The sequence below is a fragment of the Streptomyces sp. NPDC104313 genome, from assembly GCF_055583985.1.
Window position 1 is genome coordinate 125,915 of record NZ_JBVJMW010000007.1, and the last position, 16,988, is coordinate 142,902.

Below are 16,988 nucleotides of genomic sequence, written 5' to 3' on the forward strand. Positions count from 1 at the left end.
CATGCTGAGACCATGGCCGAACAGCATCGACCGCATACCGACGCTTCCCCCACTCCCCCCACTTCCCCCGCTCCCCCCATTTCCCCGGCTTTCGTCACGGAGCTCCGCTCCGCCGTACGCGGTGCGAGCGACTTCGGGGCCGCGGCCCGGGCGCTGACGACGATGGACGCCTCCAACTACCGCCGGGTCCCGCTCGGCGTGCTCGCCCCGCGCGACGCCGACGACATCGCCGCCGCCCTGGCCGTCTGCCGGGAGCACCGGGTGCCGGTGGTGGCGCGCGGTGGTGGCACGTCCATCGCCGGACAGGCCACCGGCACCGGACTCGTCCTCGACCTGACCCGCCATCTGCGCACGATCCTCGACCTGGACCCCGCCGCCCGCACCGCGGTCGTCCAGCCCGGCGTGATCCTGGACGACCTGCGGGCCGCCGCCGCACCCCACGGCCTGACCTTCGGCCCCGACCCCTCCACCCACAGTCGCTGCACCCTCGGCGGGATGATCGGCAACAACTCCTGCGGCGCGCACTCGGTGGCCTGGGGCACGACGGCGGACAACGTGCACAAGCTGTCGGTGGTCCGCTACGGGGGCGAGGAACTGCACCTGGAACAGGGGAGCGGCGAGGGCCCCGAGGGCGTCGGCGCACTCGTCGCCGCCCACCTCGCCCTCCTGCGCACCGGCTACCCCGCACTCCCGCGCCGCATCTCCGGGTACGCCCTGGACGCCCTGCTCCCCGAACACCCCGGCGGCCCCGACCCGGTCCGGGCGTTCTGCGGCAGCGAGGGCACCCTCGGCGTCGTCACCGAGGCCACCGTGCGCCTGGTCGAGGCCCCGCGCGCCCGCGCCCTGGCCGTCCTCGGGTACGCCGACGAGTCCGATGCCGCGGACGCCGCCCCGGGCCTCCTCCCGTACCGCCCGCTCACCGTCGAGGGCATGGCCGCCGACCTCGTACGCAGGTCCGCCGGGCTGCCGCGCGGGGCCGCCTGGCTCTTCGTCGAGACCGGCGGCGACACTCCGGCCGAGGCGAAAGCGCACGCCGAACGCGTCCTGCGGGGTGCGGACGCGGTGGACGGGGCGGTCGTCACGGACCCGGCGGGGCAGCGGGCCCTGTGGCGGATCCGCGAGGACGCCGCCGGGACCGCGACCCGGATGCCCGACGGCAGTGAGGCCTGGCCCGGCTGGGAGGACTGCGCGGTGCCGCCCGCCCGGCTCGGCGCGTACCTCCGCGACTTCCGGGCCCTCCTCGCCGGACACGGCCTGCGCGGCACCCCGTACGGCCACTTCGGCGACGGCTGCGTCCACGTCCGCGTCGACTTCGACCTGATCAGCGCGGAGGGAGTGGCCCGCTTCCGCCGGTTCTCCGAGGAGACGGCCGCTCTCGTCGTCGCGCACGGCGGCTCCCTCAGCGGCGAGCACGGCGACGGCCAGGCGCGCGCGGAACTGCTGCCCCGGATGTACGGGGACGAACTCGTCGCCCTCTTCCACCGGTTCAAGGACCTGTGGGACCCGGACGGCGGCCTGAACCCCGGCGTTCTCGCCCGCCCCGCCCGCCTCGATGCGAACCTCCGCTTCGCCGTCCTCCCGAAACGCCCGGTGGACGTGGAGTTCGGCTACCCGCAGGACGGCGGGGACTTCGCGGGCGCGGTCCGCCGCTGCGTCGGCGTCGCCAAGTGCCGTACGACGGAGGCGAGCGGCCCAGGCGTCATGTGCCCGTCCTTCCGGGCGACCGGCGAGGAGGCCCACTCGACCCGGGGCCGGGCCCGGCTGCTGCACGAGATGCTCGCGGGCGAGGTCATCACGGACGGCTGGCGCAGCGAGGAGGTCCGGGACGCGCTCGACCTGTGCCTCTCCTGCAAGGGCTGTCGCAGCGACTGCCCGGTGGGCGTCGACATGGCCACGTACAAGGCGGAGTTCCTGCACCACCACTACCGGGGCCGCCTCCGCCCCGCCGCCCACTACGCGATGGGCCGCCTCCCGCGCTGGTTGCGGCTGGCCGCCCCCTTCGCCCGGCCGCTGAACGCGCTGGCCCGGCTGCGCCCCCTCGCCGCGCTCGCGAAACGGCTGGCCGGGATCGCGCCCGAGCGTACGATCCCGGTGCTCGCGCCGCAGACGTACAGCCGGTGGCTGCTCCGCCGCCAGGGGAAGGGGAGCCGGACCCTCGCGTCGGACCGGGTGGTGGCGCTCTGGGCGGACACCTTCACCGAGCACCTGTCGCCGCAGGCCGGGCGGGCGGCGGTCCGGGTCCTGGAGGAGGCGACGGACCGCACGGTGCTGCCGCTCCCGCGCGGGCTGTGCTGCGGCCTCACGTATGTGTCGACGGGCCAGCTCGACGCGGCGCGCCGCGTGATGCGCCGCACCCTGGACCGGCTCCGCCTCCTGCCGGGCCAGCCGCTCGTCGTCCTCGAACCGAGCTGTGCCGCGACGCTCCGCACCGACCTGCCCGAACTTCTCCCCGACGACCCGCGCGCCGCCGAACTGGCCTCATCCGTGCGGACGTTCGCCCAGTATCTACAGGAGTACGCCCCCGACTGGACCCCGCCCCGGCTGGACCGCCCGGTCGCCGGCCAGACGCACTGCCACCAGCACGCGGTCCTCGGTGACGCGGCGGAACGCGGGCTGCGCGAACGGATGGGTCTGACCGGCGAACTCAGCGGTGGCTGCTGCGGGCTCGCCGGGAACTTCGGCTTCGAGAAGGGCCACTGGGAGGTGTCCGTGGCCTGCGCGGAGGAGCGGCTGCTCCCCGCCGTACGGGATGCGGAGCCGGGGACGGAACTCCTCGCGGACGGCTTCTCCTGCCGTACGCAGCTCGACCAGCTGGCCGGGCGGCGGGCCCGGCATCTCGCGGAGGTCGTGGCGGAGGCCATCGAGGAGGCCGCCGCCACGGGGAACCCCTCGACGGCCGTGGAGAAGCGGCCGGGGGGCGAGGTGTAGGGCCCGGTCCGGGTTCGGCCCGCCCGCCGAGGACCGCCCCGCCCCGGCTCAGTGCGTGGCGCCCCGGGCGACGATCTCGCGGGCGAGCGCGGCCAGCTCCGGCAGGGCGGGGTGGCCGGGGGCGTCCCGGCGGGCGAGGAGGACCGGGACGCCCGGGGCGTCGTCGAGCGGGACGTAGGCGACTCCGGTGTGCGGGTACAGGGTCGCGGTCGAGGCGGTGGACACGCCGCTGCCGCGGCCGGCGGCGATGGCGGTGAGCCATTCGTCGGTGTTCCCGACGGTGACGGTGGCGGCGGGCCGGGCGTCCGGCGGCCACAGGCCGACGGTGGTGGTGCCGGAGACGGTGTTCAGGACGACGGGTCCTTCCGCGAGATCGGCGAGGGCGAGCGAGGCCCGTCCCGCGAGCGGCCCGTCCGCGGTCACCGCCGCCACCCGGACCTCGGTGAACAGCACCTCGGTGACGAGCCCCGGCGCGTCCACGGGGCCCCGCAGCAGCGCCGCGTCGACCTCGCCCCGGGTCAGGCCGGCGGTGCGGTCGTCGATCCGGAGCAGTTCCAGCGGGGTCCCCGGGTGGCGCGTCTGCCAGGCCCGCAGCAGCGGCGTGGTGTACGGCCCGAACGCGGACCAGGCGTGCCCGAGCCGCAGCGGCCAGGTGCGCAGCCGCCCGGGGGCGAGGGCCTCGTCGAAGGCGGCGACCGCGGCGGCGGCCTTGTCACGGAAGGCGACGCCGTCGGGTGTCAGGGCGAGGTGGTGGGTGGAACGGTCGACGAGCCGGACCCCCAGGTGCCGCTCCAGCGCCGCGAGGGTGCGGGACACGGCGGGCTGCGTGAGCCGGAGGCGGGCGGCGGCGCGCGTGATGTTCAACTCTTCGGCGACCGCGAGGAAGGCCCGCAGATGCCGGAGTTCCACGGGGCGGCCGGTGGAGGGCGCTTCGTTCATGCGTGTGGAGCATAACGGGAGCTCGATCGGTATTTCACGGAACGCGCGGGGGTCCCTACGGTGAAGGGGCGCCGCCGACGGGGCAGTGCGTCATGTCGTACCACCCGGTCCATTACAGTGCACTTACCTGTCTCGTCCCTGTTCCCTCGGAAGGTCCCCCGTGAACGACCAGCGCAGCGCCGCCGAACCGGCCGTCGCAGCCGTCGCCGTACCCGAAGCCGTGGCGGCACTCGAAGGCGCCGGGGCGGGTGCGGACGTCCGGGGGGACGTGGGCACGGCCATCCCCGCCGGGCGGACCGGGGTCGACCGCCGGGCGGCGCTGACGCCGATCGTGCTGGTGGTCGCCGGCGGCCTGTCCGTCCAGTTCGGCTCGGCCGTCGCGGCGCTCCTGATGCCGAAGGCGGGCGCACTGGGCGTCGTCACCCTGCGGCTGGCAGCCGCCGCGCTGATCCTGCTGGTGATCTGCCGCCCGAAGCTGCGCGGCCACTCGCGCGGCGACTGGGGCACGGTGCTCGCCTTCGGCGTCGCGATGGGCGGCATGAACACGCTCTTCTACCAGGCGCTGGACCGGATCCCGCTCGGCATCGCCGTCACCCTGGAGGTGCTCGGCCCGCTGGCCCTCTCGGTGTTCGCCTCCCGCCGCCTGATCAACCTCGTGTGGGCCGGCCTCGCCCTCGTCGGCGTCGTCCTGCTGGGTGGCGCCGGCTTCGACCGCCTCGACCCGGTCGGCGCGGCGTACGCCCTGGGGGCCGGGGCGATGTGGGCGGCGTACATCGTGTTCAGCGCCCGCACCGGCCGCCGCTTCCCGCAGGCGGACGGGCTGGCGCTGGCGATGGTGGTCGCCGCTGTCCTCTCACTGCCCCTGGGCATCATCGAGTCCGGCGCGAAACTCACGGTCCCGTCCACCGTGGCGCTCGGCGCGGCGGTGGCCCTCCTCAGCTCGGTCCTTCCGTACACCCTGGAGCTGATGGCGCTGCGCCGGCTGCCCGCGCCCACGTTCGCCGTGATGATGAGCCTGGAGCCGGCCATCGCCGCCGGCGCGGGCTTCCTGATCCTGGATCAGGCACTCTCCACCACGGACGCCCTCGCCATCGCCCTGGTCATCGGGGCCAGCGTCGGCGCGGTGCGCAGCCGGACGGGCCCGCGCCGCGAGGGGTGAGCCGCGGCGGGGTGAGCCGCGGCGGGGTGACGCGGCCGGACCGCCCGGCGTCTCCCGGCGTCTCCCGGCGTCTCCCGGTGGGGGTCGCGCGCCGGGCGGGCTCAGCGTGCGGGCCTCACCAACCGCACGGCCTGCCCAGCTCGGTGATGGAGTCGGCCAGCTCGGCCGGGCGCTCCGGCCACCCCGTCCGGTGCCAGTGCTCGATGCGCCAGGACAGCCGCCGGGGCCACACCGGGGTGGCGGGCAGGCGCTCCACCGGTATCCAGACCGGCGTGCCGCCGTAGTTGTCCAGCGTCTCCGGCGGCCCGATCTCACCCCTCGCGGAGACGGCGAAGTAGTGCTCGCGGCGTCCGCCCTTCCAGACCCGCGCCACCTCGGGCCCCACGGTCCCGGCCAGACCGGTCTCCTCGTCGAGCTCGCGCACGACGGCCGCCTCCGGGGTCTCGCCCGCCTCGGCCCCGCCGCCCGGGATCTCGTAGTACGGCGCGCCGTCCTCCTCGAAGCGGATCAGCAGCATGGCCCCGTCACGGATGACGATCGCCCCGGCCCGTACCCGCACCGGCGCCGCCGCCGCCGGATCCTCCAGACGCACCGGGCCGCGCGGGGGCGCGCCTTCCGCCCAGGCGCGCAGGACCCTCTCGGCCGTCCCGGCGGGCCGGATGCGCGCGTGCACCGCCTCCGCCAGGGACAGGGCGGCGCGCGGCGCACCGGGATCGCCCGAGTGTCCGTCGGGCAAGGCCGAGTGTCCGTCGGGGAAGACGTAGTACAGGCCCTCGGCGTCGTACCGGGGCTCCAGGACGAGCTTGTCGGCATCGAACCGGAGGGTCACCGTGCGAGGTTCGGCAGTCATCGACGGAGGCTAACAGCGCACCATGCCCGATGCCTGATGCCTGATGCCTGATGCCTGATGCCTGATGCCTGATGCCTGACGTTTGACGTTTGACGTTTGACGCCTGACGCCTGACGCCTGACGCCTGACGCCTGACGCCTGACGCCTGACGGGGAGGGGCGCCCTGCGGGCAGAAAATCATGCAAGCGTGCTTGCTTGTTTTCTGGCGCGCTGCCATGCTCCTGGGCACCACACCCGGTCCCGAGGGAGCGCCTGTGTCCGCTGTCGTAGCCGTGATCGAGGATCTGCGCGAAGAGAGCGACGAACTCGACGCCCTGGTAGGGGTGTTGGGCCCCGCGGACTGGCGCGGACCGACGCCCGCCGAGCGGTGGACCGTCGCCCACCAGATCGCCCACCTCGGCTGGACCGACGAGGTCGCACTGCTGGCGGCCACCGAGCCCGACCGGTTCGGGGACGAGGTGGCCAAGGCCATGGCCGCGCCCGGGACCTTCGTCGACGAGGCGGCCGACGCCCTGGTCGCCGCCCACGCCCCGGACGCCCTGCTCGCCCGGTGGCGGGAGGGGCGGCAGCGGCTCGGCGAGGTCCTGAGGGACGCCCCGGCCGGCACCCGCTTCCCCTGGTACGGGCCGCCGATGAGCGTCGCGTCCATGGCGTCCGCCCGGCTCATGGAGACCTGGGCGCACGGCCAGGACATCGCCGACGCCCTCGGGGTGACCCGGGCCCCCACGGCCCGGCTCCGGCATGTGGCGCGGATCGGTGTCCGGGCCCGGAACTACGCCTACGCGGTACGCGGGATCACCGCGCCCGAGGAGGAGTTCCGCGTCGAACTCCACACCCCGGAAGGGGAGATGATCGCGTACGGGCCGCAGGACGCCACCCAGCGGGTCAGCGGCCCGCTCCTCGACTTCTGCCTCCTGGTCACCCAGCGCGCCCACCGGTCCGACCTCGCGGTCACCGCCGAGGGGCGCGACGCCGGCCAGTGGCTCGGTATCGCCCAGGCCTTCGCCGGGCCTCCCGGCCCCGGCCGCCTGCCGCGCGCGGAGCGTGCCGGGCGGGACGGCCACCGGTGAACGCCGCCCCGGGCCGTGCGCCCCTCCGGATCGGCAACGCCTCCGGCTTCTACGGCGACCGCTTCGACGCCCTGCGCGAGATGCTCACCGGCGGCCCCCTCGACGTCCTCACCGGCGACTACCTGGCCGAGCTGACCATGCTCATCCTCGGCCGGAGCCGCCTCAAGGATCCGGACAAGGGCTACGCCACCACCTTCCTGCGCCAGCTGGAGGAAGGGCTCGGCCTCGCCCACGAACGCGGGGTGAAGATCGTCACCAACGCGGGCGGTCTCAACCCGGCCGGACTGGCCGACGCCGTAAGGCGGTTGGCAGAGAGGGTCGGCGTGCCCGTCGCCGTCGCGTACGTCGAGGGCGACAGCCTGCCCGTCCCGGACGGGTTCCTCACCGCCAACGCCTACCTCGGCGGCTCCGGGATCGCCGCCTGCCTGCGCGCCGGGGCCGATGTCGTCGTCACCGGCCGGGTCACCGACGCGGCTCTGGTCACCGGGCCCGCCGCCGCCCACTTCGGCTGGGGCCCGGAGGATCTGGACGCGCTCGCGGGGGCCGTCGTCGCCGGGCACGTCCTGGAGTGCGGTACGCAGGCGACCGGCGGGAACTACGCGTTCTTCGGCGAGCACGACGCCCGCCGCCTCCGCCGCCCCGGCTTCCCGCTCGCCGAGATCCACGCCGACGGCTCCTCGGTGATCACCAAGCACGACGGTACGGGCGGGGTCGTCGACGTCGGCACCGTCACCGCCCAACTCCTGTACGAGACCGGCGGAGCCCGGTACGCGGGCCCCGACGTCACCGCCCGCCTCGACACCGTGACCCTGACCCCGGACGGCCCGGACCGGGTCCGCGTCGACGGCGTACGCGGCGAGGCCCCGCCGCCCACCCTCAAGGCCGGGCTCACCCGGCTCGGCGGCTGGCGCAACGAGGTCGTCTTCGTCCTCACCGGCCTGGACATCGAGGCCAAGGCGGACCTCGTGAAGGACCAGTTCGCCGACGCTCTGGAACGGGGCGGCGCGCGCCCGCCCGCCGAGGTGCGCTGGGAGCTGGCCCGGACCGACCACACCGACGCCGACACCGAGGAGCGGGCCAGTGCCCTGCTCCGGCTCGTCGTCCGCGACCAGGACGCCGACGCGGTCGGCCGGGCCGTCTCCGGGGCGGCCGTGGAGCTGGCCCTCGGCAGCTACCCGGGCTTCCACGTCACCGCCCCGCCGGGAAAGGGCGCGCCCTACGGGGTGTTCGAGGCCAGGCCCGTACCGGCGGCGGACGTCGAGCACTCCGCCGTACTGCCGGACGGGACCCGCACCGTCATCGAACCGCCGTCGCACACACGGGCGTTGAGCGTGGTGGCTGACCCGCCGCTGCCCGCCCCGTACCCCCGCTCCCCCACCCGACGCGCCCCCCTAGGTCTGATCGCGGGCGCCCGCAGCGGCGACAAGGGCGGCGACGCCAACGTGGGCGTCTGGGTGCGTGATGACGACGCCTGGCGGTGGCTGGCTCAGGCGCTGACCGTGGAGCGGTTCAAGGAACTCCTGCCGGAGACAGCACCGTTGACCGTCGTCCGTCACATCCTGCCCAACCTGCGCGCCCTGAACTTCACCGTGCACGGCCTCCTGGGCGAGGGCGTCGCGGCCCGGGCCAGGTTCGACCCGCAGGCGAAGGCGCTGGGGGAGTGGCTGCGGTCCCGGTCACTGCCCGTCCCCGTTCCGCTGCTGGAAGGCGTCCCCCTCCCGGAGGTGACCGCATGACCGTCCTGCCCACCGGGCTCGACACCAACGGCCCCGAATACGCGGCGAACCGAGCCACCATGGTCGCCGGACTCGCCGAGCTGGAGACCGAGCACGCCAAGGCGCTGGCGGGCGGTGGCGAGAGGTACGTCGCCCGGCACCGGGGGCGCGGAAAGCTCACGGCCCGCGAGCGGATCGAGCTGCTCGTCGACCCCGACACCCCGTTCCTGGAGCTGTCCCCGTTGGCCGCCTGGGGCAGCGACTACGCGGTCGGCGCCTCGCTCGTCACCGGGATCGGGATGGTGGAGGGCGTCGAGTGCCTGATCACCGCCAACGACCCGACCGTGCGCGGCGGGGCGTCGAACCCGTGGACGCTGAAGAAGGCCCTGCGCGCCAACGAGATCGCCTTCGCCAACCGGCTGCCCTGCATCAGCCTGGTGGAGTCGGGCGGGGCCGATCTGCCGTCCCAGAAGGAGATCTTCATCCCGGGAGGGGCCCTCTTCCGGGACATCACCCGGCTGTCCGCCGCCGGAATCCCCACCGTCGCCGTAGTGTTCGGCAACTCCACCGCCGGAGGCGCGTACGTCCCCGGCATGTCCGACCACACGGTGATGATCAAGGAGCGGTCCAAGGTCTTCCTCGGCGGACCGCCCCTGGTGAAGATGGCGACCGGCGAGGAGAGCGACGACGAGTCCCTCGGCGGGGCCGAGATGCACGCCCGCACCTCCGGGCTCGCCGACCACTTCGCCCTCGACGAGCAGGACGCGGTCCGCCAGGCCCGGCGGATCGTCGCCCGCCTCAACTGGCGTAAGGCGCACGCGGATCCGGGTCCCGCGGAGCCGCCGAAGTACGACGAGGACGAGCTGCTCGGCATCGTGCCCGGCGATCTGAAGGTGCCCTTCGACCCGCGCGAGGTCATCGCCCGGCTGGTCGACGGCTCGGACTTCGACGCGTTCAAGCCGCTGTACGGGACGAGCCTGGTCACCGGCTGGGCGCGGCTGCACGGCTATCCGGTCGGGATCCTCGCCAACGCGCAAGGCGTGCTGTTCAGCGAGGAGTCCCAGAAGGCGGCCCAGTTCATCCAGTTGGCGAACCAGCGCGACATCCCGCTGGTCTTCCTCCACAACACCACCGGCTACATGGTCGGCAAGGAGTACGAGCAGGGCGGCATCATCAAGCACGGTGCGATGATGATCAACGCGGTCGCCAACTCGAAGGTCCCGCATCTGTCGGTCCTGATGGGAGCGTCCTACGGGGCCGGCCACTACGGCATGTGCGGTCGCGCCTACGATCCGCGTTTCCTCTTCGCCTGGCCCAGCAGCAAGTCCGCCGTCATGGGCCCCCAGCAGCTCGCCGGGGTCCTGTCCATCGTCGCCCGCGCCTCCGCCGCCGCCAAGGGGCAGCCGTACGACGACGAGGCCGACGCCGGGCTGCGGGCGATGGTGGAGCGGCAGATAGAGGCGGAGTCGCTCCCGATGTTCCTGTCCGGGCGGCTGTACGACGACGGGGTCATCGACCCGCGCGATACCCGGACCGTCCTCGGCATCTGCCTGTCCGCGATCCACACCGCACCGGTCGAGGGCGCCCGAGGCGGCTTCGGCGTCTTCCGCATGTGAGGGCCGGATGACCGCCACCACCTACGGGACCCGGACGACCGCCACCACCCACGGGACCCGGGCGACCGCCGCCCACGGGCCCGGATGACCACCACCTACGGGGCCCGGATGACCATCACCACGCTACTTGTCGCCAACCGGGGCGAGATCGCCTGCCGGATCTTCCGCACCTGCCGTGACCTGGGCATCACCACGGTCGCCGTGTACTCCGACGCGGACGCCGACGCCCTGCACGTACGGGAGGCCGACCTCGCCGTACGCCTGCCGGGCGCGGCCCCCGCCGACACCTATCTGCGCGGCGACCTCCTGGTGGCCGCCGCACAGGCCGCAGGGGCGGACGCCGTGCACCCCGGTTACGGCTTCCTCTCCGAGAACGCCGCCTTCGCCGCCGCCGTGCGGGAAGCGGGCCTGGTGTGGGTGGGCCCGCCGGTGAAGGCCATCGAGCTGATGGCGTCCAAGACCCGGGCCAAGGAGCTGATGGCCGGGGCCGGAGTGCCGCTGCTGGCCCCGGTGGACCCGGCGACGGCGGTCGAGGCCGACCTGCCGCTGTTGCTCAAGGCGGCCTCCGGCGGCGGCGGGCGCGGTATGCGGATCGTCCGCGAACTCGCAGCACTGCCAGACGAGTTGCTGGCAGCCTCCGCCGAGGCCGCGTCCGCCTTCGGCGACGGCGAGGTCTTCGCCGAGCCGTACGTGGAGCGCGGCCGGCACGTCGAGGTCCAGGTGATGGCGGACGGGCACGGCACCGTGTGGGCGCTCGGCACCCGGGACTGCTCGCTCCAGCGCCGCCACCAGAAGGTCATCGAGGAGGCTCCCGCCCCCGGCCTGGACGACGCCCTGCGCACCCGGTTGCGCGACGCGGCGACCGCCGCCGCGCGGGCGGTCGGCTACCGGGGAGCGGGGACCGTGGAGTTCCTGGTCTCCGCCGAGGGGCGGCCGTACTTCCTGGAGATGAACACCCGCCTCCAGGTCGAACACCCGGTGACGGAAGCCGTGTTCGGGCTCGACCTGGTCGCTCTGCAACTGCGCGTCGCGGAGGGCGAGCCACTGGACCCGGTGCTTCCGACGGCTTCGGGCCACGCGGTCGAGGCCCGGCTCTACGCCGAGGACCCCGCGCGTGACTGGCAGCCGCAGACCGGCGCGCTCCTCGCACTGGACGTGCCGGACGCGCCGGGCCTGCGCCTGGACACCGGATACACCGGCGGCGACACCATCGGCGTGCACTACGACCCGATGCTCGCCAAGGTGATCGCCCACGCCCCGACCCGCGCCGGAGCCGTCCGGCTGCTGGCCCGCGCGCTGGAGCGGGCCAGGATCCACGGCCCGGTCACCAACCGTGACCTGCTCGTCCGGTCATTGCGCCACCCGGACTTCGCGGCGGCACGCCTGGACACCGGGTTCTACGACCGCCACCTCGGTGCCCTGACCGCCCCGGCGGCCGGCCACGACCCCGCCCGGGCCGCCCTCGCCGGGGCCCTGGCGGCAGCCGTCCGCGCCACCACCTCCGGCGGCCCCGTCCCCACCCGATTCGGGGCCTGGCGCAACGTACCCTCGGGGCCGCAGCGGAGGTGCTACCGGAGCGAACCCGACGGGTCCGAGCACGAGGTCGCCCACCGCACTCCGCGCACCGGCACCCCGGAACCGCACGACGCCCCCGGTGTCCGGGTCCTCGCCGTCACCCCGGACCGGGTCACCCTCGAAGTGGACGGCCTGACACGGCACTTCACCGTCACTCCCACCGTCGACGGCGACCGAGACAGCGGCCGGGTGTACGTGGACACCGCCGACGCCTCGTACACCTTCACCGCCCTGCCCCGCTTCACCGACCCCGTCACCCACACCGAACCGGGCTCCCTGCTCGCCCCGATGCCCGGGACCGTCGTCCGCCTCGCGAAGGGCCTGGCCGCCGGAGTCCCCGTCGAGGCCGGGCAGCCGCTGATCTGGCTGGAGGCGATGAAGATGGAGCACCGCATCCTCGCCCCCGCCTCCGGCACCCTCACCGCCCTGCACGCCGCCCCCGGCCACCAGGTCGACGTCGGCGCGCTGCTCGCCGTGGTCCAGGAGGGCCCGGCCGCCATCCCCGTACCGGAGGAGACCGCATGAGCACCGCCCGCACCGCCACCGGCACCACCCTCGAAACCGAAGAGCACCGGGCCCTGCGCGCCGCCGTCGCCGCCCTCGGCGAGCGGTACGGGCGCGACTACATGACCACCCTCATCCGCGAGGGCGGCCACACCGACGAGCTGTGGGCGGAGGCCGCCAAGCTCGGCTACCTCGGCGTGAACCTCCCCGAGGAGTACGGCGGCGGAGGCGGCGGCATGGCCGAACTCTCCATCGTGCTGGAGGAGTTGGGTGCGGCCGGATCGCCCCTCCTGATGATGATCGTGTCGCCCGCGATCTGCGGCACGGTCATCGCCCGCTTCGGCACCGACGAACAGAAGCGGACATGGCTGCCGGGCCTCGCCGGCGGAAGCCTCACCATGGCCTTCGGTATCACCGAGCCCGACGCCGGATCCAACTCCCACCGCATCACCACCACCGCCCGCCGTGACGGCGCCGACTGGGTGCTGACCGGCCGCAAGGTCTTCGTGTCCGGCGCCGACATAGCCGACGCCACGCTGATCGTCGGCCGCACCGAGGACGCCCGCTCAGGGAAGCTGAAGCCCTGCCTGTTCATCGTCCCGCGCGAGGCCTCCGGCTTCGGGCGGAACCAGATCGACATGGAACTCCACGCCCCCGAGAAGCAGTTCGAGCTGGTCCTGGACGAGGTGCGGCTGCCGGCCGACGCCCTGGTCGGCGACGAGGACGCGGGCCTCCTCCAGCTCTTCGCGGGACTCAACCCCGAACGGATCATGACGGCCGCGTTCGGCATCGGCATGGGCCGTTTCGCGCTCGGCAAGGCCGTCGAGTACGCCCGTACCCGACAGGTCTGGAAGGCCCCGATCGGCTCCCACCAGGCCATCGCGCACCCCCTGGCCACCGCGCACATCGAGCTGGAGCTGTCCCGCCTGATGATGCAGAAGGCGGCCCGGCTGTACGACGACGGCGACGACGTCGGGGCGGGCGAGGCGGCGAACATGGCGAAGTACGCGGCGGGCGAGGCGTGCGTGAAGGCGGTCGACCAGGCCGTGCACACCCTCGGTGGCAACGGACTGACCCGCGAGTACGGCCTCGCGTCCCTGATCACCGCGTCCCGGGTGGCCCGGATCGCCCCGGTCAGCCGCGAGATGATCCTGAACTACGTCTCGCACCAGACGCTGGGCCTGCCGAAGTCGTACTAGACCCGTTCCGTTCCGGTCCAGACCCGTTCCGGACCCGTTCCGTTCCGTTCCAGACCCGGTCCGGACCCGGTCCGTGAGGAAGCGCGTCCGACCCCTCCCCGTTCCCCCATCTCCCCATCTCCCCATCCCTCCCCCACAGGGATGATTTCCGACCCTCCACACCCGCACGGTGTCCAGCACCGCCACCCGGGCGGCGCGGGACCCCGCGACGACAGGGGACCGCCATGGTGTTCCGCAGCGAGTACGCAGACGTACCGGCCCTCGACACGCCCATCCACGAAGCGGTCCTCGGCGAGGCCGCCGGGTTCGGTGACACCGTCGCCCTGATCGACGGGACGAACGGCGCCTCCCTCACCTACGCCCAGCTCGACGGCTTCCACCGGCGCATCGCCGCCGCGCTGGCCGAGGCCGGTCTCCGCAAGGGTGACGTCCTCGCTCTCCACAGCCCGAACACCATCGCCTACCCGGCGGTCTTCCACGGGGCCACCCGCGCCGGGGCCTCCGTCACCACGGTCCACCCGCTGGCCACGCCGGAGGAGTTCGCCAAGCAGCTCGCCGACAGCGGAGCGAAGTGGATCGTCACCGTCTCCCCGCTCCTCCACGCCGCCCGCCGGGCGGCCGAACTCGCCGGCGCCATAAGGGAGATATACGTCTGCGACCGGGCGGAGGGCCACACCTCCATCCTGGACATGCTGTCCTCCACCGCCCCCGAACCGGAGATCGCCATCGACCCCGGCGAGGACGTCGCGGCCCTCCCGTACAGCTCCGGCACGACGGGCACGCCCAAGGGCGTGATGCTGACACACCGCTCGATCGCGACCAACCTGGAGCAGCTGAGACCGTTCATCCCGATGAGCGAGGGTGACCGCATCCTGGCCGTCCTCCCCTTCTTCCACATCTACGGACTCACGGCGCTCATGAACGTCCCCCTGCGCTGCGGCTCGACGGTCGTCGTCCTGCCCCGCTTCGACCTCGCGCAGTTCCTGGAGGCCATCCAGACGCACCGCATCACCGGCCTGTACGTGGCACCGCCGATCGTGCTGGCCCTGGCGAAGCACCCGCTGGTGGGGGAGTACGACCTCTCCTCGCTCCAGTACATCGTCAGCGCCGCCGCCCCGCTCGACGCCGACCTGGCCGCCGCCTGCTCGGCCCGCCTCGGGGTGCCGCCGGTGCGGCAGGCGTACGGGATGACGGAGCTGTCGCCCGGTACGCACGTGGTGCCGCTCTCCGCCGAGCAGCCGCCGCCGGGCACGGTCGGCAAGCTGCTGCCGGGCACCGAGATGCGGATCGTGTCGCTGGAGGACCCGGCGCAGGACGTGGAGGAGGGGGCGGACGGCGAGATCCTCATCCGCGGCCCCCAGGTGATGAAGGGCTACCTGGGCCGCCCCGACGCCACCGCCGACATGATCGACGCGGACGGCTGGGTGCACACCGGCGACGTCGGGCGGGTGGACGCGGACGGCTGGCTGTTCGTCGTCGAGCGGGTCAAGGAGCTGATCAAGTACAAGGGCTACCAGGTGGCCCCCGCCGAGCTGGAGGCCCTGCTCCTGACCCACGAGCACCTCGCGGACGCGGCGGTGATCGGGGTGTACGACCCGGAGGGCAACGAGGTCCCGAAGGCGTTCCTGGTCCGGGGCCCGGCGGGCGCGGGGCTGACAGCGGACGAGGTCATGGCGTACGTCGCCGAGCGGGTGTCCCCGTACAAGAAGGTGCGGCAGGCCGAGTTCGTCGAGGCGGTGCCCCGGGCGGCGTCCGGCAAGATCCTCCGGCGCGAGCTGCGCGACCGGGAGAAGACGGAGAGGACCGAGGAGAAGTGACCCTGATCGGACGGACGGCGGACCGGGGAGTGGCGACGCTGACGCTGGACTCCCCGGCGAACCGCAACGCGCTCTCCGCGCCCCTGGTGGGCGAACTCCGCGCGGCACTGGCGGCGTGCGCGGCGGACGACACCGTACGGGCGGTGGTGCTCACCCACGCCGGCACGACGTTCTGCGCCGGGGCGGACCTGAAGGCGCCGCCGGACCCGGAGGCGTTCGTGGGCGTGATGCGGGAGATCGTGGCGCTGCCCAAACCGGTCGTGGCCCGGGTGGACGGCCACGTCCGGGCGGGCGGTCTGGGCCTGCTGGCGGCGTGCGACATCGCGGTGGCGGGTCCGGCGTCGACCTTCGCCCTCACGGAGTCCCGGCTGGGCCTGGCCCCGGCGGTCATCTCCCTCACCCTGCTCCCCCGCCTGGACCGCACGGCGGCGAACCGCTACTACCTCACCGGTGAGCCTTTCGACGCGGCGGAGGCGGCCAGGATCTCGCTGGTCACGGTGGCCGCCGAGGACGTCGACCAGGCACTCGTACCGATCCTGGACGGCCTGCGCCGGGCGTCACCGCAGGGCCTGGCCGCATCGAAGGAGCTGGTCACGGCTACGGTGCTGAGGAGCTTCGACCAGTACGCCGAAGACCTCGTCGCCCGATCCGCCGCGTTGTTCGCCTCCGACGAGGCGAGGGAGGGGATGACGGCCTTCCTCGAACGACGGGACCCGGCATGGGTGCGGTGACATCCTCTTCCCCTTCCAATTCCCCTTCCAAGGCCGCTCACGCGCCGAAGCAGGACCGCAGCCGGGCGACGCGGCAGCGCCTCCTGGAGGCGGCGGTGGCCTGCCTGGCCGAACACGGCTGGGCGGGCTCCACCGTCTCCGTCGTCGCCGAGCGCGCCGGCGTCTCGCGCGGCGCGGCCCAGCACCACTTCCCGACCCGCGAGGACCTGTTCACCGGGGCGGTGGAGTACGTCGCCGAGGAACGCTCGGCCGCCCTGCGCGCGCTCCCCGTCCAGGGCCGCGCCGAGGTGGTCGCGGCCCTGGTCGACCTCTACACCGGCCCCCTGTTCCGGGCCGCGCTCCAGCTCTGGGTCGCCGCCTCCAACGAGGCCCAGCTCCGTCCGCGCGTGACGGAACTGGAGGCGCGGGTGGGCCGGGAGACCCACCGGATCGCCGTCGAACTCCTGGGCGCGGACGAAACCCGCCCCGGAGCCCGCGAGACGGTCCAGGGCCTCCTGGACATGGCCCGCGGCCTCGGCCTCGCCAACCTCCTCACCGACGACGCCACCCGGCGGGCACGGGTGGTGGCGCAGTGGGCGGCACTGGTGGAGGAGGGGCTGGGGTGACGGCTGTCGCGGTCAGGGGCGGGCCGGATCGTGGACCCGGATTCATCCGGCCATGATCGCCGAGGCGGCCCCTCAGCCATCGGCGCGGGGACGGTAGGTGTTGATCAGGACGCCGGACGGTGTCGGCCGCGTGGCGGTGAGCGCCAGGCGCCGAGGGCTCTTGCCATCGGCGAAGAGCTGCTTTCCGCCGCCCAGGATGAGAGGGAAGACCAGCAGCCGGTACGCACCCTCGGTGTGATCAGGGCCACTGACGGCACCCGAGAGGGCCCGGCCGACGCCG

At 74.0% G+C, this 16,988-nt stretch carries 12 protein-coding genes; 10 read left to right on the plus strand and 2 right to left on the minus strand.

Going from position 1 to position 16,988, the window contains the following annotated elements; translation table 11 throughout:
• Nucleotides 1-12 precede the first annotated feature (12 nt).
• Entirely contained in the window at nucleotides 13-2,928 is a 2,916-nt protein-coding gene (locus tag ACZ60Q_RS18430) for an FAD-binding and (Fe-S)-binding domain-containing protein (protein WP_469635303.1), read from the plus strand.
• Nucleotides 2,929-2,976: 48 nt separating this feature from the next.
• Here the strand turns inward: ACZ60Q_RS18430 and ACZ60Q_RS18435 are convergent, their stop codons facing one another.
• A complete protein-coding gene (locus ACZ60Q_RS18435) occupies nucleotides 2,977-3,867 on the minus strand; it encodes a LysR family transcriptional regulator (protein ID WP_469635306.1) in 891 nt (296 codons plus the stop codon).
• 160 nt (nucleotides 3,868-4,027) lie between these two features.
• Here ACZ60Q_RS18435 and ACZ60Q_RS18440 point away from each other — a divergent pair, with 160 nt between their 5' ends.
• Nucleotides 4,028-5,026, plus strand: a complete 999-nt coding sequence (locus ACZ60Q_RS18440; RefSeq protein ID WP_469635310.1) for an EamA family transporter — start codon at nucleotides 4,028-4,030, stop codon at nucleotides 5,024-5,026.
• A 115-nt stretch (nucleotides 5,027-5,141) separates the two neighbouring features.
• Here the strand turns inward: ACZ60Q_RS18440 and ACZ60Q_RS18445 are convergent, their stop codons facing one another.
• Nucleotides 5,142-5,876: an NUDIX domain-containing protein gene (locus tag ACZ60Q_RS18445; RefSeq protein ID WP_469635314.1), complete on the minus strand. Its 735-nt coding sequence runs from the start codon at nucleotides 5,874-5,876 to the stop codon at nucleotides 5,142-5,144.
• Between the two features lie 254 nt (nucleotides 5,877-6,130).
• Here ACZ60Q_RS18445 and ACZ60Q_RS18450 point away from each other — a divergent pair, with 254 nt between their 5' ends.
• The 8 genes from ACZ60Q_RS18450 (at nucleotide 6,131) to ACZ60Q_RS18485 (ending at nucleotide 16,708) form a co-directional block, all read left to right on the plus strand.
• On the plus strand, nucleotides 6,131-6,946 hold the full coding sequence (locus ACZ60Q_RS18450) for a TIGR03084 family metal-binding protein (protein WP_469635316.1): 816 nt from the start codon (nucleotides 6,131-6,133) through the stop codon (nucleotides 6,944-6,946).
• Entirely contained in the window at nucleotides 6,943-8,682 is a 1,740-nt protein-coding gene (locus tag ACZ60Q_RS18455) for an acyclic terpene utilization AtuA family protein (protein ID WP_469635319.1), read from the plus strand. The genes ACZ60Q_RS18450 and ACZ60Q_RS18455 overlap by 4 nt, the downstream gene beginning before the upstream one ends.
• Nucleotides 8,679-10,277, plus strand: a complete 1,599-nt coding sequence (locus tag ACZ60Q_RS18460) for an acyl-CoA carboxylase subunit beta (protein WP_469635324.1) — start codon at nucleotides 8,679-8,681, stop codon at nucleotides 10,275-10,277. Before ACZ60Q_RS18455 ends, ACZ60Q_RS18460 begins: the two co-directional genes overlap by 4 nt.
• A gap of 108 nt (nucleotides 10,278-10,385) precedes the next feature.
• Complete coding sequence (locus ACZ60Q_RS18465; protein ID WP_469635917.1) at nucleotides 10,386-12,377, plus strand: acetyl/propionyl/methylcrotonyl-CoA carboxylase subunit alpha; 1,992 nt, start codon at nucleotides 10,386-10,388, stop codon at nucleotides 12,375-12,377.
• Nucleotides 12,374-13,555, plus strand: coding sequence for an acyl-CoA dehydrogenase family protein (locus ACZ60Q_RS18470; protein WP_469635328.1), 1,182 nt, complete (start codon nucleotides 12,374-12,376; stop codon nucleotides 13,553-13,555). The genes ACZ60Q_RS18465 and ACZ60Q_RS18470 overlap by 4 nt, the downstream gene beginning before the upstream one ends.
• 224 nt (nucleotides 13,556-13,779) lie before the next feature.
• The gene (locus tag ACZ60Q_RS18475) at nucleotides 13,780-15,372 is read left to right on the plus strand and encodes a 4-coumarate--CoA ligase family protein (RefSeq protein ID WP_469635330.1); all 1,593 of its coding nucleotides are present in this window, start codon (nucleotides 13,780-13,782) and stop codon (nucleotides 15,370-15,372) included.
• Nucleotides 15,369-16,103: an enoyl-CoA hydratase family protein gene (locus tag ACZ60Q_RS18480; protein WP_469635334.1), complete on the plus strand. Its 735-nt coding sequence runs from the start codon at nucleotides 15,369-15,371 to the stop codon at nucleotides 16,101-16,103. The genes ACZ60Q_RS18475 and ACZ60Q_RS18480 overlap by 4 nt, the downstream gene beginning before the upstream one ends.
• The gene (locus tag ACZ60Q_RS18485) at nucleotides 16,091-16,708 is read left to right on the plus strand and encodes a TetR/AcrR family transcriptional regulator (RefSeq protein WP_469635337.1); all 618 of its coding nucleotides are present in this window, start codon (nucleotides 16,091-16,093) and stop codon (nucleotides 16,706-16,708) included. Before ACZ60Q_RS18480 ends, ACZ60Q_RS18485 begins: the two co-directional genes overlap by 13 nt.
• Nucleotides 16,709-16,988 lie beyond the last annotated feature (280 nt).